Source organism: Bacillus sp. AFS023182 (assembly GCF_002560575.1).
Lineage (GTDB): Bacteria > Bacillota > Bacilli > Bacillales > Bacillaceae_G > Bacillus_A > Bacillus_A arachidis.
Map to the genome: position 1 here is coordinate 1 of NZ_NTRO01000093.1, position 26,899 is coordinate 26,899.

General features: G+C 33.9%; 27 protein-coding genes, 6 pseudogenes and 1 other annotated feature. Of the genes and pseudogenes, 25 read left to right on the top strand and 8 right to left on the bottom strand.

Annotated elements, in window-relative coordinates; genetic code table 11:
• Positions 1-409: 409 nt before the first annotated feature.
• From CN288_RS26105 to CN288_RS28490, 4 genes and pseudogenes are all read left to right on the top strand, one after another.
• Complete coding sequence (locus tag CN288_RS26105; protein ID WP_098303458.1) at positions 410-601, top strand: hypothetical protein; 192 nt, start codon at positions 410-412, stop codon at positions 599-601.
• Between the two features lie 211 nt (positions 602-812).
• Positions 813-959: a hypothetical protein gene (locus tag CN288_RS29110; RefSeq protein WP_176527741.1), complete on the top strand. Its 147-nt coding sequence runs from the start codon at positions 813-815 to the stop codon at positions 957-959.
• Entirely contained in the window at positions 949-1,380 is a 432-nt protein-coding gene (locus CN288_RS26110; RefSeq protein WP_244525351.1) for a hypothetical protein, read from the top strand. Before CN288_RS29110 ends, CN288_RS26110 begins: the two co-directional genes overlap by 11 nt.
• A 2-nt stretch (positions 1,381-1,382) precedes the next feature.
• Positions 1,383-2,159, top strand: a pseudogene (locus CN288_RS28490) (N-acetylmuramoyl-L-alanine amidase); the annotation flags it as partial.
• Positions 2,160-2,206: 47 nt separating this feature from the next.
• On the opposite strand, the gene CN288_RS26120 reads toward CN288_RS28490, so the two are convergent.
• A complete protein-coding gene (locus tag CN288_RS26120) occupies positions 2,207-2,707 on the bottom strand; it encodes a YxiF family protein (RefSeq protein ID WP_141528015.1) in 501 nt (166 codons plus the stop codon).
• 19 nt (positions 2,708-2,726) lie between these two features.
• Positions 2,727-3,227 (bottom strand): annotated as a pseudogene (locus CN288_RS26125) (HNH/endonuclease VII fold putative polymorphic toxin); the annotation flags it as partial.
• Between the two features lie 25 nt (positions 3,228-3,252).
• Here CN288_RS26125 and CN288_RS26130 point away from each other — a divergent pair.
• Positions 3,253-3,618, top strand: coding sequence for a hypothetical protein (locus CN288_RS26130; protein ID WP_098303460.1), 366 nt, complete (start codon positions 3,253-3,255; stop codon positions 3,616-3,618).
• Between the two features lie 412 nt (positions 3,619-4,030).
• Here the strand turns inward: CN288_RS26130 and CN288_RS26135 are convergent, their stop codons facing one another.
• Complete coding sequence (locus tag CN288_RS26135) at positions 4,031-4,684, bottom strand: hypothetical protein (RefSeq protein ID WP_098303461.1); 654 nt, start codon at positions 4,682-4,684, stop codon at positions 4,031-4,033.
• Between the two features lie 109 nt (positions 4,685-4,793).
• On the opposite strand from CN288_RS26135, the gene CN288_RS26140 reads away from it, so the two are divergent.
• The 5 genes and pseudogenes from CN288_RS26140 to CN288_RS26155 all read left to right on the top strand — a co-directional run bounded on the left by CN288_RS26140 (position 4,794) and on the right by CN288_RS26155 (position 9,034).
• A complete protein-coding gene (locus tag CN288_RS26140) occupies positions 4,794-5,441 on the top strand; it encodes an HD domain-containing protein (protein ID WP_026592370.1) in 648 nt (215 codons plus the stop codon).
• Positions 5,438-7,330, top strand: coding sequence for an ABC-F family ATP-binding cassette domain-containing protein (locus tag CN288_RS26145; RefSeq protein ID WP_098303462.1), 1,893 nt, complete (start codon positions 5,438-5,440; stop codon positions 7,328-7,330). Before CN288_RS26140 ends, CN288_RS26145 begins: the two co-directional genes overlap by 4 nt.
• 75 nt (positions 7,331-7,405) lie before the next feature.
• Complete coding sequence (locus tag CN288_RS26150; protein WP_098303463.1) at positions 7,406-8,137, top strand: Bax inhibitor-1/YccA family protein; 732 nt, start codon at positions 7,406-7,408, stop codon at positions 8,135-8,137.
• Positions 8,138-8,296: 159 nt separating this feature from the next.
• Positions 8,297-8,513: pseudogene (locus CN288_RS28495) on the top strand (DUF4318 domain-containing protein).
• Between the two features lie 182 nt (positions 8,514-8,695).
• Positions 8,696-9,034, top strand: a complete 339-nt coding sequence (locus tag CN288_RS26155) for a single-stranded DNA-binding protein (protein ID WP_026592367.1) — start codon at positions 8,696-8,698, stop codon at positions 9,032-9,034.
• Positions 9,035-9,149: 115 nt separating this feature from the next.
• Here the strand turns inward: CN288_RS26155 and CN288_RS26160 are convergent.
• Positions 9,150-9,386, bottom strand: a pseudogene (locus tag CN288_RS26160) (TetR/AcrR family transcriptional regulator); the annotation flags it as partial.
• Between the two features lie 40 nt (positions 9,387-9,426).
• Here CN288_RS26160 and CN288_RS26165 point away from each other — a divergent pair.
• A pseudogene (locus tag CN288_RS26165) lies at positions 9,427-9,581 on the top strand (single-stranded DNA-binding protein); the annotation flags it as partial.
• Positions 9,582-10,107: 526 nt separating this feature from the next.
• On the opposite strand, the gene CN288_RS26170 reads toward CN288_RS26165, so the two are convergent.
• Positions 10,108-11,082 (bottom strand): DMT family transporter, encoded by a 975-nt coding sequence (locus tag CN288_RS26170; RefSeq protein WP_170833636.1) that lies wholly within the window; start codon positions 11,080-11,082, stop codon positions 10,108-10,110.
• Positions 11,083-11,393: 311 nt separating this feature from the next.
• Entirely contained in the window at positions 11,394-12,065 is a 672-nt protein-coding gene (locus tag CN288_RS26175; RefSeq protein WP_098303464.1) for a GntR family transcriptional regulator, read from the bottom strand.
• A 944-nt stretch (positions 12,066-13,009) separates the two neighbouring features.
• Between CN288_RS26175 and CN288_RS26180 the strand changes: the two genes are divergently transcribed.
• The 13 genes and pseudogenes from CN288_RS26180 to CN288_RS26240 all read left to right on the top strand — a co-directional run bounded on the left by CN288_RS26180 (position 13,010) and on the right by CN288_RS26240 (position 25,211).
• Positions 13,010-13,771 carry a ParB N-terminal domain-containing protein gene (locus CN288_RS26180; protein WP_098303465.1) on the top strand — a complete coding sequence of 254 codons (762 nt, stop codon included), beginning with the start codon at positions 13,010-13,012 and terminating at the stop codon, positions 13,769-13,771.
• A 133-nt stretch (positions 13,772-13,904) separates the two neighbouring features.
• Positions 13,905-14,888 carry a 2,3-diaminopropionate biosynthesis protein SbnA gene (gene sbnA / locus CN288_RS26185; protein ID WP_018767291.1) on the top strand — a complete coding sequence of 328 codons (984 nt, stop codon included), beginning with the start codon at positions 13,905-13,907 and terminating at the stop codon, positions 14,886-14,888.
• A 36-nt stretch (positions 14,889-14,924) separates the two neighbouring features.
• On the top strand, positions 14,925-15,944 hold the full coding sequence (gene sbnB / locus CN288_RS26190; protein WP_090688897.1) for a 2,3-diaminopropionate biosynthesis protein SbnB: 1,020 nt from the start codon (positions 14,925-14,927) through the stop codon (positions 15,942-15,944).
• A gap of 249 nt (positions 15,945-16,193) precedes the next feature.
• A complete protein-coding gene (locus tag CN288_RS26195; RefSeq protein ID WP_098303466.1) occupies positions 16,194-16,415 on the top strand; it encodes a hypothetical protein in 222 nt (73 codons plus the stop codon).
• Entirely contained in the window at positions 16,387-16,902 is a 516-nt protein-coding gene (locus CN288_RS29115) for a hypothetical protein (RefSeq protein ID WP_098303467.1), read from the top strand. Before CN288_RS26195 ends, CN288_RS29115 begins: the two co-directional genes overlap by 29 nt.
• 204 nt (positions 16,903-17,106) lie before the next feature.
• Positions 17,107-18,249, top strand: a complete 1,143-nt coding sequence (gene alr, locus CN288_RS26205; RefSeq protein WP_098303468.1) for an alanine racemase — start codon at positions 17,107-17,109, stop codon at positions 18,247-18,249.
• A 505-nt stretch (positions 18,250-18,754) separates the two neighbouring features.
• A complete protein-coding gene (locus CN288_RS26210; RefSeq protein WP_098303469.1) occupies positions 18,755-19,882 on the top strand; it encodes a conserved virulence factor C family protein in 1,128 nt (375 codons plus the stop codon).
• A gap of 4 nt (positions 19,883-19,886) precedes the next feature.
• Positions 19,887-20,270 (top strand): thiol-disulfide oxidoreductase DCC family protein, encoded by a 384-nt coding sequence (locus CN288_RS26215; RefSeq protein WP_098303470.1) that lies wholly within the window; start codon positions 19,887-19,889, stop codon positions 20,268-20,270.
• A gap of 83 nt (positions 20,271-20,353) precedes the next feature.
• On the top strand, positions 20,354-20,788 hold the full coding sequence (locus CN288_RS26220; RefSeq protein WP_026592360.1) for a BrxA/BrxB family bacilliredoxin: 435 nt from the start codon (positions 20,354-20,356) through the stop codon (positions 20,786-20,788).
• 49 nt (positions 20,789-20,837) lie between these two features.
• The gene (locus CN288_RS26225) at positions 20,838-21,614 is read left to right on the top strand and encodes a class I SAM-dependent methyltransferase (RefSeq protein WP_098303471.1); all 777 of its coding nucleotides are present in this window, start codon (positions 20,838-20,840) and stop codon (positions 21,612-21,614) included.
• A gap of 40 nt (positions 21,615-21,654) precedes the next feature.
• Positions 21,655-21,869 (top strand) — a binding site (T-box leader).
• Positions 21,870-21,913: 44 nt separating this feature from the next.
• On the top strand, positions 21,914-23,602 hold the full coding sequence (argS, locus tag CN288_RS26230; RefSeq protein WP_098303472.1) for an arginine--tRNA ligase: 1,689 nt from the start codon (positions 21,914-21,916) through the stop codon (positions 23,600-23,602).
• 205 nt (positions 23,603-23,807) lie between these two features.
• Positions 23,808-24,094 (top strand): annotated as a pseudogene (locus CN288_RS30285) (hypothetical protein); the annotation flags it as partial.
• A 52-nt stretch (positions 24,095-24,146) separates the two neighbouring features.
• Positions 24,147-25,211: an endonuclease/exonuclease/phosphatase family protein gene (locus CN288_RS26240; protein ID WP_441296576.1), complete on the top strand. Its 1,065-nt coding sequence runs from the start codon at positions 24,147-24,149 to the stop codon at positions 25,209-25,211.
• Positions 25,212-25,362: 151 nt separating this feature from the next.
• Here CN288_RS26240 and CN288_RS26245 read toward each other — a convergent pair whose 3' ends face one another.
• Entirely contained in the window at positions 25,363-25,827 is a 465-nt protein-coding gene (locus CN288_RS26245) for a DMT family transporter (protein ID WP_098303474.1), read from the bottom strand.
• A gap of 14 nt (positions 25,828-25,841) precedes the next feature.
• Positions 25,842-26,264, bottom strand: coding sequence for a DMT family transporter (locus CN288_RS26250; protein ID WP_098303475.1), 423 nt, complete (start codon positions 26,262-26,264; stop codon positions 25,842-25,844).
• Between the two features lie 128 nt (positions 26,265-26,392).
• Here CN288_RS26250 and CN288_RS26255 point away from each other — a divergent pair.
• On the top strand, positions 26,393-26,899 hold a 507-nt coding region (locus tag CN288_RS26255; protein WP_098303476.1), incomplete at its 3' end, for a cyclic nucleotide-binding domain-containing protein.

Here is a 26,899-nt window from a genome sequence, read left to right on the forward strand (position 1 = left end):
ATAATAATTGACAGCATCCAAAACGGATGCTTTCTTCTTTGTTATATAGAAATTATATAATAATGAGGAATGTGAACAAGTATATAACTATACAATGTATAGAAAGGTTTCTGACATGTTACCCCATGTCTGTGGAGGGCACTTACTTAAGGAAGGGAAGTGCTCTCTTTCACATTTTGAGAAGGACAAGCATATATTATAGTGTAGGACAAGCTCAATCGCTTATCCTATCCTATTGACTCCTTTCACAAATTTTAGCATCTGCTAACGCGGATGCTCTTTTTATTGAACAAAATTGACATTTGAATAGGAGTGCAAAAATATTTTATATTCAAATAAAAGGATATTTATGTTAAAAAATAGAATTTTTACCTTTAGTGGGTAATTTAAACTAAGGGGTATAAATTCGATGCGAAAAGAAAAGGTTTTGTTAAAGCGATGGAAGGCGGATTTACAAGCTGTTCAAGAAGAGAAGCGGTTGAAGAAGAAGACTAAGAAAAAGAATAAGAAATATAGCATTACTGGCAATACAGCTGACTTTATGAATGGTAAGAACACTTATCGTAAAGAGAATGGGGTATGGAAACAGAGAAATAAATAATGTGAGGATAAATGAATTTGATTAAGTTTATAGCAATTATCCTAGGCGCTACCTTTATAGGTTTAGCGTCTTATTTTATTTTGCGAAGGAAGTGATGGAATGGAGCAATGTGGATGGTTTATTGCTGGGTTCATACTTTGCTTAGTGATTATAATTCAATTCATTAAAGCAAAGGAAGTAAAGGAATTAGATTAATAAGGGAGTGAGAGTAATGTGTGAGCATAAGTATCAAATGTTAGATAGTGAGACTACTGCTTTTAATGCTAACAATAAACAATTCGGTATGGATGTCTCTGCTATTTTCTTGATATCCAATATCGTGAAAAGAGGATTGAGGGTGAGGATAGATGGAATGTAACGGTAAGTTGTTAACAGAAGAACAAATAGATCGGTTGCAATTCATGCTTAATAACTATTATAAGAAGAGCACGGACATTTGTTCCTGTGATGTGGAACGAGTGTTGAACAAAAAAGAAATGGAACTAACTAAAGTTGAGAAGGCAATTGTTATTGCTACAATTCTTCATGCTATTGATGAGGAAGAACTTGAAGAATATGTGGAGTTAGAAAAGTTACTACCATTAATTAAAGTGCTTGATGGATTATATGAGAACAAAACACCGAAAGTGAAGAAAGAAACTACAGTTAGTTTAATTAATAAACTGATTGATGATTTCTTAAAAGGAAACAAAGCGGTGGATACCAATGAAACAAAACAAAACAACAGAAGCGTAAGTTCTATGACAGCGGTGAGTGGAAGAGTATACGTGAACAAGTAAATGCTGATACAAAATACATTGCTTATGGTGCAGGTCCAGGTACAAATAAACGTTTTGTACATGTAGAACTATGCGAAACAAAAGACTATGAGAAATTTAAACGCAGCTATGATAAATACATGAAGTTACTTGCTAAAATTTTGAAAGATAATAAACTTTCAGTCGAAAAAGGATTATGGACTCACTATGATGTAACGAAGTATCTTGGCGGTACAGACCATGAAGATCCGCTTGATTATTGTGTATCAGAGGCACAATTCCGTGCTGATGTGAAACGTGCATACAATGATTCTAATATTGAAGTATCTGTACCAGAAAAACCATCAAAACCAGAAGAAGTACCAACAGCAGTAACAGATGGAGTTGCATACATTAATGGTTACAACGTGAATTTACGTAAAGGACCAGTTGCAAGCTACTCTAAAATTCGTCAGTTAAACAAACCAGAATCATATGTTGTGTGGGCTGAAAAAGACGGATGGTTAAACCTTGGTGGAGAGCAATGGATTAAATACGATTCTTCTTATGTGAAATTCGATAAGAAAAGCACAGTTGATTCATCGGTAGGTAAACGTGTTGTGTCCAAGGTGGACAACCTACGTTTCTATGATTCTCCATCTTGGCAGGATAAAGATGTAGCTGGCACAGTTGATGCAGGATTAGGATTTACTATCGATGCAAAAGTAACTGTCAATGGCTCACCACAATACAAAGTTCATAATAGTAGAGGGAAAACTTTCTATATTACAGCTAATAATGCATTGGTATATGTGAAGTAACAAATAAGACCGCTCTCAATAGAGGCGGTCTTATTTACTTTCGTACTTTAAACTATTGCTATTCCCCACATACTGAACTCGTTATGATATTCAGTTCTTTCAATACATACCCCAAATTCTAAATCATCACCTACTAATATAAAATCTGCAGACCCAGTTAGAAATCTTGATATAGTTGATAGCGCTTCTAAATTATCAAATACTTCAGTAATGTTCAGCTTAACTGCTTCAAGTTTGCCTCCTCTAGAGAAAAATAGTCTTCCTTGATTAACTGGAAATTTAATAGTTTTAATTGTTTCTTTTAACAGCGCTATTGATAATTTTCTATTTTCTTTATAATCTGTGTCACCAAAAATTTTTATGTCTGAATTTTTTTCTAGCTTACTATATAATTCTTTACAAAATAAATCATTAGATTCTGCATCCATAAATGATTCCATAGAAATCGTAACAATACTAGAAAGTTCGTTTATAAGTTCTTTTCTATTAGCGTTTCTTTTAGCTTTTCTTTTAAGAATCTCCATTCGACTTTTATCCACATTACTCAAAATTTTTCACACCTTTTTTTTATTTTTTACCTGTTTTCTTGTAACCCTCAAAATCCTCAGGATAATGTCCATCTTCCTGACCGTATCTCCCTTTCTTCCAAGGATTTCCACTTGTATTATCTGCAGTATGGAAATGGGGCCCTCTTCCCATTTTATCTTCTTTATGTTCGATAATATACTTTGTTTCACCTTTAAAATTAGTGTACTCCTCTACCCATCTATGTTCAGTAGTCCCATCAAATACTTGAACAGGGTTTTTACGCGGAGTAGAGTTAGGAATTCCAGCGGTTCGTCTTGCTTTCCGATATGCACCATTATTAGTTAATAATTTACCTTGTCTCTCAAGATGATCCTTATAATTTTCAGTGGCTTTAGCAGCTTGGGCTGCATCTGCAGTCATTTTCACACCTTTCACCATTTTAGCAAGCTTCCCAACGGGTGTAACACACAGAACCATCATTCCACCAGCTGACACTCGATCCAACCATGAAAGTTTATCGCCTGTTGATGGATCTATACCTTATAGTTAATAGGAGATGTAAGCGATGGAAATGCAAATTTTCGATGTTAACGAATCTGTTTCATGTATCATCAAAGTACCAGCAGAACCAAAAGAATACACATTTTTATTCCGCAAGGATTCAATTTTGGGTGAGCCGGTATTTTTATTAGAAGATGAGAGGCAGTATAGTTTGATGAATGAAGAGATAGTTACTAAAATAGGTGCAATTACATCGGAGCAACTCAAGAGGGATTTTTTTTGGGATTTAAAGGGTTGGGTATGGATTGAGGTTGATGACATTGGTTTATACAGAAGAAAGGCAACAAATCAAGAGGTAGAAATGTATAAGTATGTAAAAGGAAATATAAAAGAGAATTTAGCTGATAAAGTGAAAGTCCCTCTCGAGTGAGACGGGCTTTTTCGTTAATTTAGGGTAGGAGCAGACCAATTGGACTTGAAAATCATTTTAACTCCAGATCTTTCAAGGTTTGCTTTTGCTATATTATTACATTCTTGATGTTATGGGGTTTCCTGGAAGATCATTAATTCTTCTACATGCTAATCATTTCTTTTGTAGTTTTACATCAAAAGAAAGGTGAAGTAAGGCAATATAATCATCTGGGATATCATTTCCGAAATACTCGTCTACTTCAATTTTTTGCTCACATTTTGCTCACAAATGATATAAAAACGCGTGAAAAAATATGAAATTCATTTTAATATATAAAATATAATATAACAAATAAAAAGAGCTATAAATGCTTGTTTAATAGGCATTCACGGCTCTTTTGTATTTTTTATATTATACAAAATGAACAATCTTAAAACTGTTCATTTTTCTCCCAAGATTCAACGATATAATGAGCAATTGTCGGATTGAATCCTTTTCCAACCAAGAACATAATCGCAGCAACTTCTGTCATAGCATGTTCTGCGGATGTGTGTTTTGCCTCATTCATTCCGTACTCTACCCATGGTTTTACGAAGTCCAACACAGGTTTCTTTAATGATAAAAATTGTGTACCAACAACTTGTTGAATTTGTTGTTGTGTAGGTTCAGCTGGAATTGAAGGTGTAGGCGGCCCCGGTGGTAAGATTTGTATTTGTGCTGGGTCTAATGATGGTGTTGGTGGTGAAACACGTGGATCCTGGTATGATTGATACATTTGTGGTTGCTGATATAGAGGTTGTTGAGCTACATATGGATTCTGCTGGTATTGAGTTTCATGAGGTTGCTGAGTTACGTATGGATTTTGCTGGTACTGAGTTTCATGAGGTTGTTGAGTTACGTATGAATTTTGCTGGTACTGAGTTTCATAAGGTTGTTGAGTTAAGTATGAATTCTGTTGATATTGAAATTCTTGTTCTTGTACTTCTTGCTCCCGGGTTTCAAACTGCTGCTCTTGAGATTGTTGTTCTTGATCTTGAGGATAGTATGGTTGCCCTGGATAAGGTTGTTGATTATTATAGAACATTTTTATTTCCTCCTTCATGATCGTACGTACAAAACAGTCTATGGGCGGACAAGAAAATATGTGATGAAAAAATGAGAGCGTGTTACAATAAGAAATTGGGTGAAGATAAATGAAAAAACAAGAACAAATACAAAAAACAGTTGCTTTTGTAAAGAATATTTTAGAAACAGATGCCAGTGGGCATGATTGGTATCACATTGAGCGTGTACATAAATTAGCGATTTCTTTGTCTGAAAAAGAAGGTGGAGATCGTTTTGTAATTGAGATGGCAGCTTTACTTCACGATGTAGCAGATGAGAAGTTAAATGAAAGTGAAGAAGCTGGTATGAAAAAAGTTTCTGATTGGCTAGAAGGATTGGATGTTACTGAAGAAGAAAAGAAGCAGATCATTCATATTATTGCGAATATGTCATATAAAGGCGGACATGGCGGTAATGTAGAAACATTGGAAGGAAAGGTTGTTCAAGATGCAGACCGACTAGATGCACTTGGTGCAATTGGTATTGCACGTACGTTTGCTTATGGCGGTGCGAAAGGTCGTTTAATGTATGACCCAAATATTCCACCCCGTGAAGGAATGACGAAAGAAGAGTATCGAAAAAATAATGATCCATCGTTAAATCATTTCTATGAAAAGCTTTTGAAGTTGAAAGATTTAATGAATACAGAAGCTGCAAAAAAAGAGGCTGAAGTTCGTCATCGCTATATGGAAGAGTTTATCGAACAATTTATGAAAGAGTGGAATGCACAAATATGAAAATGCTAACAGTAGAAAACGTATCAAAATCATATGGGGATAAACCATTATTTGATGGATTATCATTTAGTATTGCAGAGGGACAACGTGCAGGGATTATTGGTGTAAACGGTACAGGGAAATCTACATTATTAAAAATTATTGCAGGCATAGAGATTCCTGATACAGGTGATATGACGCATACACGTGGTTATACAATTAGCTATTTATCACAGCAACCGGATTTTAATGAGAATTTAACAGTGCTTGAACAAGTGTTCCACGGTGATACACCGTTAATTCGCCTTCTTCGTGAATACGAACAAGCCTTATTAAACATAGAAAAAGACCCAAGTAATGAAAAAGTGCAAGAACAATTATTTGCAGTGCAGCAACGTATGGATGCGATGAATGCATGGGAAGCAAATGCGAATGCAAAATCACTTTTAACGAAGCTAGGCATTACAGATTTCACAGCAACTGTGGGGAACTTATCTGGTGGGCAAAAGAAACGCATTGCAATGGCGCAGTGCTTTATTGAAACACCGGATTTGTTAATATTAGATGAGCCAACCAACCATCTTGATCATGAAACGGTAGAATGGCTAGAAGAGTACTTAGCACGTTATACAGGAGCAGTTTTACTTGTAACACATGATCGTTATTTCTTAGATCGTGTTACCAATCGTATTTTTGAACTAGATGGCGGCAAGCTGTATAGCTATGAAGGAAACTACAGTACATTTTTAGAAGCAAAGGCACTTCGTGAAGAGCAAGAATTAGCGCAAGAATCAAAGCGTCAAAACTTATATCGCCGCGAACTTGCTTGGATTCGTCGTGGTGCGAAAGCTCGTTCTACAAAACAAAAAGCACGTATTCAGCGCTTCGAAGAATTGAAAGAACAAGAAGGTCCAGCAGCGAAGCAATCTGTGGATATTTCACTCAGCGGGAGCCGATTAGGAAAGAAAGTGCTCGAATTAAAAGATGTGACGAAAAAGTTTGGTGATAAAACGGTCCTTCATAACTTTAATCATATTGTGAAACCAGGCGATCGAATTGGTATTATTGGGGCTAATGGTAGCGGGAAATCATCTTTATTAAATATGCTTGCAGGCAAATTATCACCTGACAGTGGTGAAATTGAAGTTGGACAAACTGTGAAAGTTGCTTATTATACGCAAGAAAATGAAGAGATGAATTTAAATCAACGGATGATTGAATATATTAAAGAAATTGCAGAAGTCATTCATACAACGGATGGTAAAGTCATTGGAGTATCCCAAATGCTTGAGCGTTTCTTATTCCCACCGCATTCACATGGAACACCACTTGGTAAACTATCAGGTGGTGAAAGAAGACGTCTATATTTATTACGTCTTTTAATGGGAGAGCCAAATGTACTTCTATTAGATGAGCCGACCAACGATCTAGATACACAAACGTTAACAGTACTAGAAGACTATTTAGAAGATTTCCCAGGTGTCGTTCTTACTGTATCGCATGATCGCTATTTCTTAGATAAAGTAGTAGATGAATTATTTATCTTTACTGGTGGCGGAGAAGTTCGTGAATTCCTAGGAAGCTATAGTGATTACCTGGATATACAAAAGGCGCAAGAACTATTAGAAAAAGTAGAAGTACAGAAAGAAAAGAAAGTGGAAGAGGCTCCAAAGCAACAACGTAAGCGTAAACTTTCATATCACGAACAACGTGAATGGGAAACGATTGAAGATACGATTGCAGGGCTTGAAGAGAAGCTTGAAACGATTGGAGAAGAACTTGCAAATGTGGGTTCTGATTTCACAAAGGCACAAGAGCTTTCTGAAGCGCAGCAGCAAACAGAAGAAGAGCTAGAAAAAGCGATGGAACGTTGGAGCGAACTATCTGACATCGTTGAAGGTTTAAAATAAAAACAAGCTGCATATATTGAAATGTAAAGAGAAAAACTTTACACTATGAGTAGAACTTATTTTAGGAGGGAAAAAATGAGAACATCTAATCCAATGTTGAAAAAAGAAGCCTTTCGTAAACAAGGAGCAAATGCGTCTGCGATGACAATTGGTGGAGCTGTAGGCAAAACATTTATTATGCTTGTTTTGCTTCTTGCAACGTCTGTCTATTCATACATACAGATGTATACTGGGAAAATGCAAATGCCTGTTTTAATTGGAGCATTAATTGTGGCTGCAATTATCGCATTTGCGGCTATCTTCTTCCCAAAAATGGCGCCTATTACGGCACCTATTTATGCAGCTGTTGAAGGGATTGTCCTAGGGAGTATTTCAGCGGTATATGCGATTCGTTTTGACAATTCTATTATCTTAAATGCTGTATTACTAACAATTTCAATTTTATTTGCAATGTTAGTTTTATACGCAACTCGTGTTGTAAAGGTAACGGATAAGTTCCGTACTGGCATAATGGCCGCAACACTTGGGATTTTGGTTATGTACTTGATCGTTTTTCTATTAAACATGTTTGGTGTTACTGTTCCGTATATTCACCAAGGTGGAACAATTGGCATCATCATTAGTGCAGTTGTGATCATCGTTGCTGCATTAAATCTATTACTAGACTTCGATTTAATCGAAAATGGCGCACGTAGTGGAGCTCCAAAATATATGGAGTGGTACAGTGCGATGGGTCTAATGATGACATTAGTATGGTTGTACTTAGAAATTCTTCGTTTCGTTTCTTACTTTGCGAAAAATGACTAATTGAAAGAAACCCTGTATGTTTCAAACATGCAGGGTTTCTTTTTGTGTTTCTTAAACTCAAAATTGATATTTTTAAATCAAGAAGAATTTGTTTTATATGGTGTAATATGGATGGCGAGAGTGCTAAGAAGTATTCATTTATCGCAGAGGGAAGAGATGATGATGAAAGAAAAGAAAGGACTATTAATAAACTACTAGGAAAGAGCTTTTTTATTGAATGAGATGACGCTTTGACTTATCTATCTGCTGCATCTAAGAAAAAACTTAAATGTGAAAGTAAAGTTAAACCGAATATTTTTTATCTGGAAAAAATACTGTATCAAGTGACATACGGATGGCTCAAGGAGGAAATTACATATCTTGTAGCGAGGTATAAGTGAAAAAATTAAGTGTTAAACATTTTAAGAAATTTTGCATGATTGAAACATGCAGAATTTCTTTTTTTTATTTTATTAGATTCAAAGTGGGCTTTTCCTTTTAGAAATATATCATTTTACATTTTTTACCTAACTTCTATTTTTTTCTACAATAAAGAAAAAAATGTGAGGTGGTATCAATATGATGAATCGAGTTGTATTAATTGGAAGATTGACAAAAGATCCAGAACTATACTACACAAAGCAAGGGATTGCTTATGCACGTATATGCGTTGCGGTAAATAGAGGGTTTCGAAATAGCCTAGGAGAGCAGCAAGCAGATTACATTTACTGCGTTGTCTGGAGAAAATCGGCTGAAAATGTATCAGAGTATTGCCAAAAAGGTTCGCTAGTTGGGATTACAGGGCGGATTCATACGAGTAACTATGATAATGAGCAGGGAAAGAGGCTGTATAAAACAGAAGTTGTGATTGAAAGGATTACATTTTTGGAGCGGAAGAGAGAGGGCGCATCACAGTAAAACAAGAAAATATAAGTAAAAAGAACTGCATTTATAATACAGTTCTTCTTACTTATGCTGATCATTTAGAACATAAATGTAAATTTTATATCAGGGTAAAATCACCAGATATATATTATTTTTTATTAATTCCTTCCCATACGACATCCAATTGCTTGTTAAGCATATCTTTAATATCAGTTTCCTTCGGATGTAATAACGATTGAGACATGAGTGTATAAAAATAGACACTCATAATTGTGGAAGTAATGGTACTTGTATTCCAGTTGCTTTTTAGTTTCTCCGTCTGCTTTGCTTGCTCGATAATAGAATGCAAACTTTCTTGTAGTTTTTGAATACTTTTCAGTTCATTTACTGTAGGTCAAAAGATATTGGTTCAAAAAATCTACTGAAACGTGTCCCAGTATTGTTCGAGTGTTCAGTTGTTGGAATTACAGGTCGTATTCATACGAGTAATTATGAGAATGAACAGGGAAAGAGAGTGTATAACACAGAAGTTGTGATTGAAAGAATTAAGTTTTTGAAGAGGAAGAGCGCCCTACAGTAAATCTGGTTTTGTGTACCAAAAAGAAAAAATATTTTATCCTGTTATTTGTAGAGATTTCAGTTTGTGGGAATAAAAAATGTTACTAATAAGAGTTTTTATTTTATTAAAAATAGGCGAGAGCACTCCATCTTCAAGGAATCTTAGTAGAATAGAGTGTTCTCATCTTCAGATAAGGAAAGTCTTAGTTGCCGTTTTGAATGTCTGACTGTTTCAGAGACTATATAGTCACAGAAAGTAAATTAACATGGGGCTGAACGATAAGAGATATATCACTAAATGGTTTTTCGTTTCTTATAACTAAAGTTTTGCTGTTTAAAGCCAGTTTTTTTGCTTATTAATAAAATAGAACTTGTAATTAGAGCTTTGAATTGAAGAAGTATGGCCACAGACATGACTTATACAGAAATAAGTATTACAGGCATAATCAATAATTCTTATATATATCAATTTGAAAAATAATAGATTTTATATAGTTTGGAAACTGTTTTTATTAATTTTAAGATGAGGAAATAGTTATTCTTCTTATTTATCTAGAATTAATAGTATAATTTTCATCATTAGATATTGCAAGATCACTTTCTGTTTCTGCAGGTTTTTTACTGAGTACAATGACGACTACAATAATACATATTGCTCCAATTATTTGAAAAAATAAGAAAGGAATATGCAAAATTATTACAGATGAAAGAATAGAGGCAAGAGGTTCTGTACATCCCAGTAAAGTAGTTTCCTTAGGAGAAATGTATCTTATACTATCTAAAAATAGATAGAACGAGATTAATGTTCCGAATATTACTACAAATGCGATTAACAATAATGTATAAACATCTAAATTTGGGATGTTTGCTAAAAAAACTACCTCTCTTTTTGTAGCAAACTGTAATATAGTTACTCCCAATCCCCCAATAATCATCCCCCAACCGACTAATACTGCAGAGGACCAATTTTCCAATAGCCCCTTTGAATAAAGGGTATAGAATGCTAAAGATAGCCCAGATAATACACCCCATATAATAGCTGGGATAGATACAGTTAAGTTATTAATTGATCCATTGGTTAGTAATAAAAAAGTACCAAGGATAGCTAAAGTTATGGCTAAGACCTCGCCTTTAGTAGGCAACGATTTATACTTCATAATGAGATAGATAGTAATAAAAAGAGGTGCTAAATACTGCAAAATGGTTGCTACAGCAGCATTCCCTTCATTTATAGATGCAAAGTATGTGTATTGTACACCTAACATGCCTATTGTTCCAAAAATCACCAGTTTTATTGCTTCAGTTTTGTTTTTCCAAATACCTAGAATTTCTTTTTTATTTTGACCAAATATTGAAATGGTTATAAGGGTTATTCCTGATAGCAGAAGACGAATTGTAACCAACCATTCAGTTGAAATTCCTTCTTTTTGAAAAAGTTGTTGTGCAACAGTTCCTGATAGCCCCCATAGACTAGCACCAATCACAACCATAATCATCCCTTTAATTCGATTCTTTTTATTAATGTTCAAACGAAGCACCTCACATTATTTTTAGAATATTACAGTCATTGGAATATATTATGCAATATATCACGAATGACAAAAAAGTTGAATTGAAATATTTTGAATTTTTTATATAAAGGGTACTAAGATTAACTACTAAAATAACCTCATATTATTTATGGTGATGTTATTTTAGTAGTTTTAATTAATATGTATAATGCTAGTATTTTTAGATATAAAATTTTTTTTGTAGCATCATAGTTGAAAAGGATTTTACAAATGTGTATTTCTGAAAAATCACACTTAGATTAAAATGTTTAATAAACTTTAAATCACATAACAGAAAGAATTCTTTGGATATCCCTCATTGGTCTTAACCAATTTATTGACATAGCGTGTTCTAGTAACATAGGATCACCACTTTCTAATGCCGTAATAATGTCTATATGCTCATTAATGGAATGTTCAGCAGGAACAAAGTTTTGGAAGAAAAGGTATTCAAGGCGTAATGCATGGAGGTGTAAATTGTCTAATAAAGGCTCTATATATTTATTATTAGCTAGCGAAATTATCATATTGTGAAATTCAAAATCTAAGCTCATTGCCTTTTCTGAATCTTTCATAGTAATTGCGTGTTTAAAGTTTTCATTTATTCGTTTAAGTCGTTTTATGTCTTTTTGTTTAATATTGTTAATTGCTTGTTTACCTACAATGACGTGCATACCGGCTATTGTTTCATAAATTACAGGTACATCTTCCAATTTCACAGGAGAAATTTTTGTTTTCTGTCCCCTAACCATTTCTACAAGACCAGAAAGTTCAAGAACTTGAAGTGCTTCTCTTACTGGAGTTCTACTAACACCTAAAGCATCGGCAAGATCATTATCATTAATTTTTTCATCAGGCTTCAAAACACCTTTAATAATCCAATCTTGCAACTGATTAAGAACAATTGTTTTTGCAGAAAATCGTTCTTGTTTAGTATAGTTTTCAGGAATTGGCATGATTTAATACTCCCTTTCATTCACTTTTCTATAGGTAATATATTATATACAGAATAACAAAGCTATAACGATAAAGTAAAGAAGATTTTTAAAATTTAAATTTATCACAAAAAACGACTGTTTGTTCTGCAATCGGCACATATTTTTTAGAAAATTTAAAAAACTATTTCTAAAGTGATATTAATTTCAAAGTATTGTAAAAAATTGAAGTATCCGTTAGCATCTAGGCATGGAGGTGAATGGAGAAAAAAGATTTTTTTGGTAATTCATATTTTTGAGGAGTTGAAAAATAAAAGTATTAAATTTTATTACTTATTTCTTTTTTATTTTAGAATAGTATCCGCTCTATAAATGTTGCTGGAGGTATCAAAAAAAGGATGAACATTAATTATTCATTTTTATAATAAATTATAATAGTTATATTAAAATTTATTTATATATTAGTATATTTTTGTTAAAGAAGCTTACTCTTATTAATTCGAATTTGAGAAATCCCCAAAAGTGTTTAGTGTTGTTACTAAAAATGCTTTCCTGTATTCAAGATGAAAGTGATGGCAGATTTTTGTGCCTTATTTAGATCGACAGGTGGGAGAAAACATTAGGTGGCTTATGAGACATAGCGGGGATTTTTTATTGCTAATTATTTTTTCTATGTAATCCGATGAAAAAAAGATAAAAAATAAGGGTATTTATCGTATATATTTTGGAAATATTTCATTTCTTAATTTCAGTTATCTTTATGTGCTCGAATAAAAAATAAATATTTTTTAAAGTATGGAAGATGTATTTAGAACGATCGTTTAAAGTTCCAAATATAAGTATCATTCTCTTGAATGTGTATTTTATTTTTAAAAATATGTAGGTATTAATATGTGTTGCATTCAGAATATAATGTTATGCAAAATATAAAACTTATGTTATTCAAATTTTAGGGAGGAAGACGCATGTTATCTGAATTAAGAGTGGTGCCAACAGATCAAGTATTTTTACACGAAGAATATGAAATAGAAAGGTTATACAAGCTAAGTCATAAAATTAAGAGTGAACAAAAATTAAAAAACCCTCCTATTGCTTTGCAACTTGATAACAATAAATATTTAATTCTGGATGGTGCTCATCGTACTTTATCTTTACGAAAATTGAACTGTAAAAGAATGGTGGTTCAGGTGGTTACGGCAGAGTATTTATCAATTAATGCTTGGGCACATCACATTCTAAATGGAAAAAAACTAATAGAAGAATTGAAAGTTAACCAGAAGATATGCTTGAGTGATGAGCGACAAAATGATATACCAATGGCAACATTATATTATGAGGGAAAGGAGCAATATTTATATATTGTACCGGAGCATCAACTAACTTTAGAAAACAAAGTTAATGTTTGGAAGGAAGTTGTTAATTCCTATACAAACAAATATGAATTTAATAGAATTATGAGCAATCAAACAATACAAGATGCTGGATTAGTGTTTAACTATACAACTCTAGATTTATATCAAATAAAACAAATAGTAGATTCAAATTTATTACTTCCAGCGGGTGTGACGAAATTCACCTTGAATTGTGGCCGCATATTAAATTTAAATATTCCATTGAGTTTTCTAATTAGAGAGGATTTTGTGCAAGAAGATTGGGAAGAATTATTAGAATTGTGGGAATCTTCAATTAGATTGTATACTGATCCAGTCCTATTATGCGAAATATAGTGTTTGAGGAGACAATAGCTACTTATTAAAAAATGAACTTACTAATGAGTAATGTGCACCTTTCTTATATTACGGTTTCACAATTAAATTGCTAGTACTAGTATATTAACTCTAATTGAAAAGGAGAAAGACTATGATACATGATAGCGTTCTTTCACTAATAGGTAATACCCCAGTAGTTAAAATTAATAATTTAGTACAAAATGATGATGCTGAACTATATGTGAAATTAGAAGGTTTCAATCCTGGTGGAAGTTCAAAAGATAGAGTAGCAAAACGAGTGATAGAATATGCTGAAAAACATGGGAAATTAAAACCAGGGGGAACAATTGTAGAATCATCTTCTGGAAATCTTGCTATAGGTCTTTCAATTGTAGCGCAAATGAAGGGATACAAGATGATCTGTGTAGTAGATCCTAAAATAAGTAAGGTAAATTTAAACATTATTAAAGCATTTGGTGCACAGATTCATATGGTAGATGAGGCTGATGAATATGGAAATTATTTAAAAACAAGGTTAGCTACAGCACAAAACTTAGCAAAATCTATTAAAGGTGCCTACTGGCCGAATCAGTATAATAATCCTGAAAATCCTGAGGCTTACATCCGGTCTTTAGTTCGTGAAATTTATGAGGATTTTGGTGATGCCTTAGATTGGATTGTATGCCCAGTCGGAACAGCAGGTCTGATAACGGGAGTCGCAAAAGAAATGAAAATATTAAATCCAGCTGTGAAAATTATGGCTGTTGATGCTGTAGGTTCCGTTATATTTGGAGGAGCACCAGGGACACGCAGACTACTTGGAATCGGAAATGCAATTGTTCCAGGAAATTTAAATACTAGTTTATATGATGATTTGAGCTATGTAAATGATGCAGATGGATTTTTTATAACGAGACAGCTTGCTTTAAAAGAAGGGCTCTTAGTAGGAGGCTCTTCTGGGGCAACAGTTTGTGCAGCTTTAAGATTATTAGAAAAATTACCAAAAGACAAAAAAGTATTAGCTGTATTACCAGATAGAGGCGATCGATATTATAGTACAATTTTTTCAGACGATTGGCTGAATCAGAATGAAATTCAGTTGCCTGAGGGTAATAATGAATCTGTTTTAATTTAATTAAAAATTAACTTTCAATTAAAAGGAGTGCTATTTATGTTATTAGAAACTAAACCAGAATTAATTTACCTTAGCAAACAGGATATTATTAACCTAGGTGGTTATGAATCAGAAATCTATGTGAAAGCTATAAAACAAGCTTTGACTATACATTCTAAAAAGAATTTTAGTCAACCTTTAAAACCATATTTAAAGACAAATAAAGAAGGAGAGCATATTGCTGATAGAATTATTGCTATGCCAGCATACTTGGGTGAACCTAATATTTCTGGGATTAAATGGATAGGTAGTAAGTTTGATAATCCTATAAAAAAGAATATGGAAAGAGCAAGTGCATTAATTATTTTAAATGATCCTGAAACTAATTTTCCAATTGCTATTTTAGAAGGTAGTGTTATTAGTTCAATGAGAACTGCGGCGGTGACAGTAGTAGCAACTGAATATCTAGCTAAGAATGGATTTGAAAGAGTTTCTATCATGGGTTGTGGATTGATTTCTAGAATGCATATAAATTCTTTATTAGAACAGTTTAATAGTATCAAACAAATTAATTTGTTTGATTTAGATAATGAAAAAGCACAAGTATTGGCTCAGGATATGAAGAAACGTTTTAATAATGTAGAGTTTCAAATTCATAGTTCAGCTCAAAGAGCAGTGGAAGTAGCTGAAGTACTTGTAACATGCACGGTAGCAGATAAACCTTATATTAAGTCAGAATGGATTCAAAAGGGAACTTTTGTAAGTAACATCTCAATTATGGATATAGAAAAAGATGCATTTTTAAAAGCAGATAAAGTGATTGTTGATGATTGGGATCAAGCAAACAGAGAAAAGAAAATAATAAATCAACTCGTATTAGAAGGGAAATTTTCAAAAGATATGCTACATGCAGAACTGGGAGATATTATTACTGGTAAGTGTGCAGGAAGAACAACAGATGAAGAAATTATAATATTAAATCCTATGGGAATGGCAATAGAGGATATCTCATGTGCACATGAAATATATGAGAAAGCCCGAGAGAATGGAGCTGGAACGGTATTAAGTTTATATTAATGAATAATTGATTTAAACAAAGAAACTGTATAATTTACAGTTTCTTTGTTTAAAAAAGGACATTCTTATTAAAATATTTAAAAATATCCTTTTTTATTTAATGAAATAGTAGAAAAGATTTTAATAATTGATTTGCATACTGTAATGTATTTGACTGGTATTTACACTTATCATTAACTATACTTCTTGAAGGGAAATGGATAAATTATAAAAAGTTATTAGTGAAGTTAAAAGAGAAGGAATACAGATATGATAGAGAATGTCCAATTGATTCCCTTTAATCAAGTGATTTTTTATGAACAATATGATAAAGAAAGAGTAACTATGATTGAAAATAGTATTGCAGATGAGAAAATTCTTATAGATTTACCAGCTGCACTGAAAACCAGTTCAAATCAATATCTTATATTGGATGGTACACATCGTACCTTAGCTTTAAGGAATGAATATTCCAACTCAAATAGTGGATGAAAATAGCCTGCAGGTTAGTTCTTGGATTCATCAAATTTCTAAGAGTGGGGATTTACTAAAGAGAATTTTCGATAATTCTCATATTTACTGTTCAGAAAAAATCTTAGACGGAAACAGGTATGTAACTAATATGTGTATGGATGATAAAATGTATTATTTATATAGCAGTAATACGTGTAATAACCCAATAGAATATGTTACTAATATGTTAAATTCGGTCATAACAATGTATACAAATAATTCTAGCTTTAAAAGGTTAAAAAAAGAAGAATATAACCCAACTTTTTCTAGTATTACATTTGAGTTTCCGATATTTTCAATACAAGAAATATTAAAGATTATTAGTAATAAAGATTTATTTCTACAAAATGTAGTAAGATTTGTTATTGCATGTGGAAAGTTAAGGGATTTGAAGATTCCAATCAATATTATACGAAGCCCTGAAGTATTTGAATTTGATTGGAAAGAGCTTCTAAAAATAAACTAAAAATCTTATTCTAGCAAGAGTATAGGATAAGATTGGAGGATACGGATTTTTGAAGTAATCTAACGTATATGTGATCATTTCAAATGATTAATGGTTAAAATTCACTTAAGTTAAGACAGCTTATTCTGTTAAAAAAGCTGTTTTTTTATGGTATGCGAGGATTATATCTCGGTAATAACGTGATTTATTTAAGGAGGAGCTAAATTGAGTGATACTACATATGCAACATGGGCAGAAATACATTTAGATTCACTGGCGCATAATTATCAATGGTTTCGTAAAAATATTTCGTCTAACACAAAAATTTTTGCGGTGGTAAAAGCAAATGCATATGGACATGGTCTAGTTCCTATTGCAAATTGCTTAATGAAAGAGGGAGTTGATGGTTTTACTGTTGTTTTCCCATATGAAGGAATTGAATTAAGAAGAAAGGGAATTGATTTGCCTATTATTATTTTGTCACCTTTTTTTTCGGAGCAAGCTAAAGAAATTGTAAGATGGAATTTAACACCTAGTATAACACATAAAAAACAATTGCTTGATTTAGCTAAGTGGACAAAACTATTTAACGTAAATATTAAAGTCCATATAAAAGTAGATACAGGTCTTGCACGTAGTGGATCTCGTAATCGAAATGAACTTTTAGAATTGTTAAAAATGGCGAATGAATTACCGGGTATAGAGATAGAGGGAGTATTCACTCATTTTGCATCAGCAGATCATCCCAATGCTTTATATTTAAAAGAAGAAAATGAGCGGTTTCTAAAAATGATATACAATATTACAGATCATTACGATATCCCATTAGTTCATGCTGCAGCTACAGCAGCGACAATCAGATCTATAGATACGCATTTTGATATGGTTAGGATAGGGCTAGGGTTGTATGGATATGACCCATTGCCGGATTATTTAGAACGAAATTGCCCACTTAGGCCAGTAATGACCCTGAATACCAGGATTGCATATCTAAAATGGATTGAGGAGGGTGAAAGTATTGGATACAATCGGAAATATACAGCAGATAAACCTATGCATATTGCAACTGTTCCAATTGGATATGCAGATGGAATGAATCGAAGAATAGCTAATCGTTATTCTTTTCATGTAGATGACCAGTGTTGTAAAATACGTGGGAATTTATGTATGGATCAAATTATGATTGATGTTACCAAAGTCGAAAATGTTGGTATAGGACAAAAAGTTACCGTTATGGGAAGGGATCAACTTACAGCTAGATCATTGGCAGAATGTTTAGGTACAGCAATTGATGAGGTTTTATGTTCAATATCTACAAGAGTTCCTCGTTTATACCTAAAACAAGAGGAATTCTTATTAACACTATAAAAAAGGAAAAACGTCGTTTTTTATGCTTGTCTAATTTTAAGATGTCATTTTGAAAGAGTAAAATAAATAAGGTTTCTTATGTGATAGTAAGAGAATAGGAACTGTAAAAGGAAAGTGTTTTAATAGAGTTAATATGGTGAAGATGATGAACTTGAAATATTGGAGAAACAATAAAGTGAAAATTCCATCAATGAGTCTTCATTCCCACTGATGGAAAGCCCTCACCAACCAAGCTTTTATTGCATGCGAATAGCTGGATAAAAAACATAATAGTGTAAGGTTTAAAAAGGAGTTTTTAAAAAGCAGAAAAAAGATTGAGAAGTTAAAGAATATAATTTAAGTAAATTCTATATTAAGCATATCAGCAATGAATAGTAATTTACATCTTTTAAGGGGGACATAGAATACAATTGAGATTTATAAAAGCAAGCGTCTCAGTAGGAGTATAGCGATAGAACATGTTACAATACAGCTAAGAACAAGCAATAAAGGAGAGTTTATTTACGTGAAGATTAAAGCAATAGAACCGACGCCAAGTCCGAATACGATGAAAGTCATCTTAAATGAAGTGTTACCATCAGGAGCACGTAATAATTACACAAATGAGAATGTAGAACAAGCACCAGAGCAAGTACAGCAAATTTTAAAAATTGAAGGTATTAAAGGTGTATACCATGTTGCTGACTTTTTAGCAGTAGAGAGAAATGCGAAGTATGACTGGAAAGTACTTTTACAACAAGTTCGTGCTATGTTTGGAGAAGAAGTAACTGAAGAAGATGAGAGGGAGCAACTTTCGCATTTTGGCGAAGTGAAAGTATTCATTCAAATGTTCTTTACAATTCCGATGCAAGTGAAATTAACAGATGGAACAACGGAAGAACGAGTGGGTTTACCAGATCGTTTTAAAGAAGCGATTATGAAAGTACAAATGTCTGCACCTAATGTTGTCAAAGAGCGTAAATGGGTGGAACAAAGTACACGTTATGGCAATTTTGAAGAAATCGGAAAGGAAGTTGTGGAAGAAATTATAGCTGCTTATCCAGAGGGGCGCGTTGGAAAAACTGTAAAAGAATTATTAGATCAAGCAGGTGCTAAAGAAGTAACGATTGCAAAGCGTGAACCATATAAAGTTACAGAGGAAATGATGGCGGATCTTGATTGGAAAAGTCGTTATGCAGCGCTTGAACAAATGGATCCTACAGAAGAAGATATTCCTGTATTGAAGAAAGCACTAGAAGATGAGAAAGTATCTATCCGCCGCCTAGCAACAGCGTACTTAGGTATGGTAAAAGGTGATGAAGTCTTGCCATTATTGTATAAGGCTTTACTAGATCGCTCTGTAAGTGTACGCCGTACTGCGGGCGATTGCTTATCAGATGTAGGAGATCCAGCAGCGATGTTTGTTATGATTAAAGCACTTAAAGATCCAAGTAAATTGGTGCGCTGGCGCGCGGCAATGTTCTTATTTGAACTTGGTGATGAAAGTGCAATTCCAGCGCTACGTATAGCGCAAGATGATCCAGAGTTCGAAGTAGCAATGCAAGCTCGTTTAGCATTAGAACGTATTGAAGGCGGAGAAGAAGCGAAAGGATCGGTTTGGAAACAAATGACGGAGTCTCGCAAAGGAGAATAATCATATGCTCGTTTTCTACGATAGTTGGTGTCCGATGTGCAGGGCAGTGGCAGAGCGTACGAAGAAGCTTGATAAAAAAGGCGCAGTGAAGTTTGTTTCTTTTCGTGATAAAGATGTAGTGGAACAGTATCAGCTTTCTTTAGCATTACAAAGTAAGATGGGACAAAGACTTTACATTTTAAAAAATAATAAATGGTATGAAGGTATCGGTAGTGTATATGTATTAGCCAAGGCTGTGCCATCATACTGGTTTGCAGTACCATTTATTAAGTTATCTATTTTACTTGGATTTGGAAATAAAGTGTATGATTATATTGCCAATAATAGAAAGCTTGTTCCAATTGGCCATTGCCGCGTGGGGGTTTGTGAAATTCCCTCAAAAAAATGAAAGCATTACTATCTTTCTTTTGCACCTATTATAAGAGCGTGATATGATGAATTTGGAATGAAAGTTGAAGGAGAGATTACAAGATGTCAAATGCATACGAAGAATACATGCGTCAAATGGTAATTCCGATGCGCCAAGAGTTAGTGCGTGCGGGATTCGAAGAATTAACTACTGAAGAAACTGTAAGAGAATATATGGAAAATGCGACAGGTACAACATTAGTTGTCGTAAACTCTGTTTGTGGATGTGCAGCTGGTTTAGCTCGTCCATCAGCTGGGCAAGCGGTTGTACGTTCTGAAAAACAACCAGACCACCTTGTAACTGTATTTGCAGGGCAAGATAAAGACGCAACAGCTACAATGCGTGAATACTTCGGAGATATTCCACCGTCTTCACCATCTATGGCGTTATTAAAAGGAAAAGAAGTTGTTCACTTCATTCATCGTCATGAAATTGAAGGAGCAACAATGGAAGAAATCATTAATAATTTAGAACAGGCTTTTGAAAAGCATTGCTAAAAAGGGGGAGAATGATTCTCCCTTTTTTCTTTATATATGAGGTGAAAAGATGATTGTAACAACAGCAGGACGAACGAATAAGGAAATGACAACTTATGCAAAAGAGGTAGCGGAAGAATTACAAAGCTCTTTTGTCATGCGGAATGATATATCTGTATCCAAGCTACATGAGCAGTTTAAGCAAGATATACTGGTTGTAGGAAAAAATCGATTAGCGATTTATCCAAAAGGTACCGAAGAATCGTTCTTTTTCCATCCTAACTCTGCAATGTTTCGTGTGAAAAGATTAATGCGGGGAGAACATGATCCATTTGTACAGGCTGCAAAATTAGAAAAAGGAATGACGGTGTTAGATTGTACGCTCGGTATGGCATCAGATAGTATTGTTGCAAGCTATGTTGTAGGAGAAGAAGGGGCTATAACGGGACTTGAGGGGAATCGTTACATGGCTTATATAATGAATAAAGGTTTAAAGCAGTGGTGTGCAGGTATTTCAGAAATCGATAAAGCAATGCGTAGAATTAGAGTGAAGAAAAACGAGCATTTTGATTTCTTAAAGCGCTGCGAAGACAACAGTTATGATGTTATTTATCTGGATCCAATGTTTGAAGAAACTGTAATTGAATCAGATGGGATTCGTGGCTTAAAACACTTTGCTTTGTATAACGATGTCACAGATGAAACGATTGCAGAGGCAAAGCGTGTTGCTAGGAAACGTGTTGTCTTAAAAGATCATTTCCGTAGTACACGATTTGAGAGACATAACTTTTTAGTATATAAGCGGAAAAGCGCGAAATTTCATTTTGGTGTAATTGAACCTTGCTAATTATTTGAAAAGATGTATAATAAGCAATAATCAATTATATATTATGTCGTAGATGAAGAGAGTAGTCTGGTTCAGAAGTAAAGCGAGCTAGGGATGGTGAGAGCCTAGTACGGAGAAACGGATGAAGCGCACTTCGGAGACGCTGCTTGAAATGAATAGTAGAGTAAGCCGGGGCCCCCTGTCCTCGTTATAAACGGGAAAGTGGTTCGTAGTGGACAACAAGGGTGGTACCACGGGTGATAACTCGTCTCTTTTTTAGAGACGAGTTTTTTGTGTTTAAAAAATAAGGAGGGAGCAACATGGAATATAAAATTAAATTTGCAAAAAGTTTATTTGAAGTAATTGAATCAGAATTATCATTGGAACAGATTACAGATCTAATTGAAACGCCGAAGCAAGATGAATTCGGAGACGCAGCATTCCCTTGCTTCATGCTCGCCAAACAATATAAAAAAGCACCAGCAATTATCGCGAAAGAAATCGCTGAGAACTTAAATGATTCATTTTTTACAAAAGTGGAGGCAGTTGGACCATATGTGAACGTGTTTTTCAACCGTCATATAGTAAGTGGTGATGTATTAAAAACGATTTTAGTTGAAAAAGAAGAATATGGACAGGGGTATTTTGGGCGAGAAAAAATAATAGTAATCGATTACTCTTCACCAAATATCGCGAAACCGTTCTCCATGGGACATTTACGTTCAACGATGATTGGGAATTCTTTAAAACATATCGCTGAAAAGTGTGGATATGAGGTTGTAGGAATTAATTATATTGGCGATTGGGGAACACAGTTCGGGAAATTAATTACCGCATATAAAAAATGGGGAAGTGAAGAACTTGTAAAAGAAGATCCAATTCGTGAATTATTCAAATTATATGTTCAATTCCACGAAGAAGTCAAAGAGAAGCCAGAGCTAGAAGAAGAAGGGCGTGCATGGTTTAAGAAATTAGAAGATGGTGATGAAGAAGCAGTCTTTCTATGGAACTGGTTCCGTCATGAATCTTTAAAAGAGTTCTCCCGTATTTATGAATTGCTTGGTGTTGAATTTACGAACTTCCAAGGAGAAGCTTTTTATAATGATAAAATGGATGATTTTGTTGAGATTTTAGAAGAAAAAGGGCTATTAGAAGAATCTGATGGAGCGCAAGTTGTCAATTTAGAAAAAGAAAATATGCCACCATGTTTAATTAAAAAATCAGATGGAGCGACACTTTATGCAACGCGCGATTTAACAGCAGCACTATATCGTCAAAACACATATGCATTTGATAAAGCACTGTATGTAGTAGGAGCAGAACAAAGTTTGCACTTTACACAATTTTTCACGGTATTAAAGAAATTAGATTATAACTGGGTAGATGGGATGGCTCATGTACCATTTGGACTCATTTTAAAAGATGGTAAAAAGATGTCCACACGTAAGGGGAAAGTAGTATTACTAGAGGAAGTATTAGAAGAAGCGATTACGCTTGCAGAGCAAAATATTGAAGAGAAAAATCCAAACCTAAAGCAAAAAGAGGAGGTTGCTAAGCAAGTTGGTGTCGGAGCAGTCATTTTCCATGATTTGAAAAATGAACGTATGCACAATATTGAGTTCTCCTTAGAAAAAATGCTGAAATTCGAAGGAGAAACAGGACCGTATGTTCAATATACACATGCACGTGCTTGCTCTATTTTAAGAAAAGAAAATGCTGAATTTGAAATAGAGTCGTTTGAGTTAAGCGATGATTATAGTTGGAGTACGATAAAATTATTAAATAGATTTCCTGAGGTCATTGAAACAGCTTTTTCTAAAAATGAACCTTCGCATATTGCGAAATATTTGTTAGATGTAGCGCAGGCATTTAATAAATACTATGGAAATGTTCGAATTTTAGAAGATAATGAAGAGAAAGAAAGTAGACTTGCACTTGCTTATACTGTAACGATTGTATTAAAAGAAGGATTACGTTTACTTGGCATGGGCGCTCCAGAAGAGATGTAGGTAAAGCAATTTTATGATTCAAAATATCTCCGCACATTAATACAATATAAGTATTGAATTTTTATTAGGGAAATACTGTGGAGCTGCCTGTAAGCACAGGCAGCTTTTTTATATATAAGTAAGCGTTAAATATTTCCCACCTACTATTTGTAAATAACTCATGAGAGAATCTCCTTACATACTACATGTGGAGGTTTTTTTATAAAAAAACTGGATGCTCTCAAATACACCGCGAAGTGCTAGAGAAAGTGTCATCATGTATAGTGTGGTTGAAACTGCAAAAGAGAACAATTTAAGTCTTTATCATCATCTTAGTTATTTGTTTGAAACGCACCCCATATCAATTTAAACAACAAAGGGGAAATTGATATAGTCTTGCCGTGGTCAATTGATTTACAGTCTAGTTGCAGAGTGCCGAAAAAAAAGCGAAGGAAACAAAAAATAACTCCAAAATCAACTTGTATTGTATATTTTAGAGTTACTTTAGTTTAGAACATGTTAAAATAACCATGTATGCAAACTATAGAAAGAGAATAAGGGAGTCATGAGTTTGAAGAAGGCAGTGAAAGGTTTATTATGGGGTACAGGATCGATATTTGGTGCTGTCGCGGCATTTATTACGTATGTGGCAATTACGGATGTGAAGCATAAGGATATTGAGAAGTTGAAGGTGGCAAATAATAACGAGCGCGTTCTTAAAGTCGGGGAAGAGTTTAAGGCGACAACGTTTAATATTGGCTACGGCGGTTTAGATAAGGATCAAGATTTCTTCTTAGACGGAGGAACGGGTTCGCGCTCTAGTAGTAAAGAGCAAACAAAAAAGAATGTCAGCAATATGCTGTCTTTCTTACAAAATGAAGATTCTGATTTTATTTTAGTGCAAGAGATGGATGAGAAGTCACTTCGTTCATTTGATGTGAATCAGTATAAGGCGTTTCAAGATGGATTGAAAGATCATGCGTCTACGTTTGGTTATAACTTTAATGCGCAGTGGGTGCCGGTGCCAATTAAGAAGCCGCACGGATATACGAACAGTGGCCTTGGTTCGTTCTCAAAATATAAAGTAGAAGAAGTGACGAGATATCAGCTTCCTGGAAGAGAAATGTGGCTTCGTCAATTATTCGAATTAGATCGAGCGATTGTTGAGCATAAGGTTCCAGTTGATAACGGGAAATATTTACGAATGGTGAACGTTCATTTATCTGCATATGACAAGGGCGGAAACATTCGAAAGCAACAAGTTGAGTTTTTGAAAGAGTATATGAATAAGCATTACAAAAATGGCGATTATATTGTGCTTGGCGGAGACTGGAATCAGCTATTATCTGATGTGCAGTTAAAAGATCCGAAGTTTAAAGAAGAATGGCCAGAGTGGTTAGTACAGCTGCCAGAAGATTTCACTGATGGTGGGTTCCAGTGGGCTGTTGATGATACTGTTTGGACAGTTCGTGATAATGCGAAGAGCTATGTCCAAGATGAGAACTTCGTTACGATTATCGATGGATTTTTAGTGTCTCCAAATGTGGAGATTGTGAGCGTACAAGGGCATGATTTGAAGTTTGAAAACAGTGATCATAACCCGGTTAGCGCAGTGTTGAAGTTAAAATAGTAGGGGAATGGCTCTATTGAAACGTTTGATACTTCAAGCAGTTAGAGGGAATTTTATGAAAGTAAAAGTGAAATGCTATCCTTTAAAAAAGGTAGCATTTTTTTTGTGTTTTTGACTTTTAAAGTTCCGTTCCATCTTTTCTAGTATGTTGCTAGAAATGTACTCGACTATTTTTCACAGGTTCATACGTCCTATCTAGTAGTAAATTATAAGTAAGTCCAAGTAATACTAAAAAACCACCAATAACTTTACCAATAGACACATCTCCCGAGTTGAAAAAATCAATCAAAACTCCCATAAACAATTGCCCTACAAAAATCAATAACGTTAAATAGAAAGAAGATATCTTAGGAGTAATATAGTTTGATAATACAATTACAATAACACCTACTAACCCACCTAAATACACTACAAATGGTATAGATTGCAATGTTGGAGTTGATACCTGAAGAGATTCATTGCTAAAGATTAAAAATAAAAATGAAAAAAACAGTCCCGTAATATAATTAACAAATGTCCCTTGGAAAATTCCAATTTTTGTTGCTAAGTTAGCATTAATAATTCTTGCAACTACAATGGAAATTCCAGCTAAAATGGCAATACAGACATATAACATGGTTCCACCCTCCATTAAAAAATAGTCATTACAACGATTCCCGAAGAAATCAGTAGTAATCCAAACATTTTTTTCTTTTCAAATTTCACAATCCTCATACCCAATAAGCCGAAATGATCGATAATAATAGATGAAACAGATTGCCCAAGTAGACTTAAAGCGATAGTAATAGAGACACCAAGTGCTGAGAAGCTAATATTACTAAACAATACAGTAAATACACCGATAGCTCCCGCGCTATAGAGGTAAAGCGGTATCCCTTTTTGCATGTGAAATTTGGACTTGCTAACAAGCAAAACAATGACAATGGCAACTAATCCAACGATATGAATTATCACACTAGACGTATAGTTACCTGTCATTTCAGATAAGATTCCATTTAAAGGAATCATAATGGCGATGAAAGCACCTATAATAATTGAGAGTAAATTATACAATGATGTTCCCCCTTTATAAATTTACATGTAATGTATCACGATTAAATCGTGAGCTACTATGACATATGTCATAGTGAAAGAAAGAAATTTTCTTTATAATTATAATGAGTTACAAAGGTGGGGGATGTATGAAGAAAATATGTAATTCTCATAAGTTAGACGATTATGTGAAAAAGAATAAAATTGCATCATTTTTCAGCAATGACATGAAATCATATATGGAACTATTACTCTTTAAAAAGAATGAGTATATTTGTAAGGAGAATGAAGATATTCACTATCTGTATTTCTTTGTTGAAGGAAAAGCAAAGGCCTATAACACATTAAGTAATGGTAAATCTGTATTATTATGTTTTTATGATACCTTACAAATGTTAGGGGATATTGAATTAATCCACTCTCAAAAAATTACTTCTAATGTACAAGTGATAGCGGATTCATATTGTATTGGTCTACCTTTAGAAAAAGTTAGAGAACAATTGCTGAGTGATGCAACTTTTTTAAGGTGTATCTGCGGTTCTTTAGCTCATAAGTTAAATAGACTTTCAAAAAATAGTACAATTAATTTACTGTATCCTCTTGAAAATAGATTAGCGAGTTACATTCTTGCGACAGGAGAATGTACTACACATACT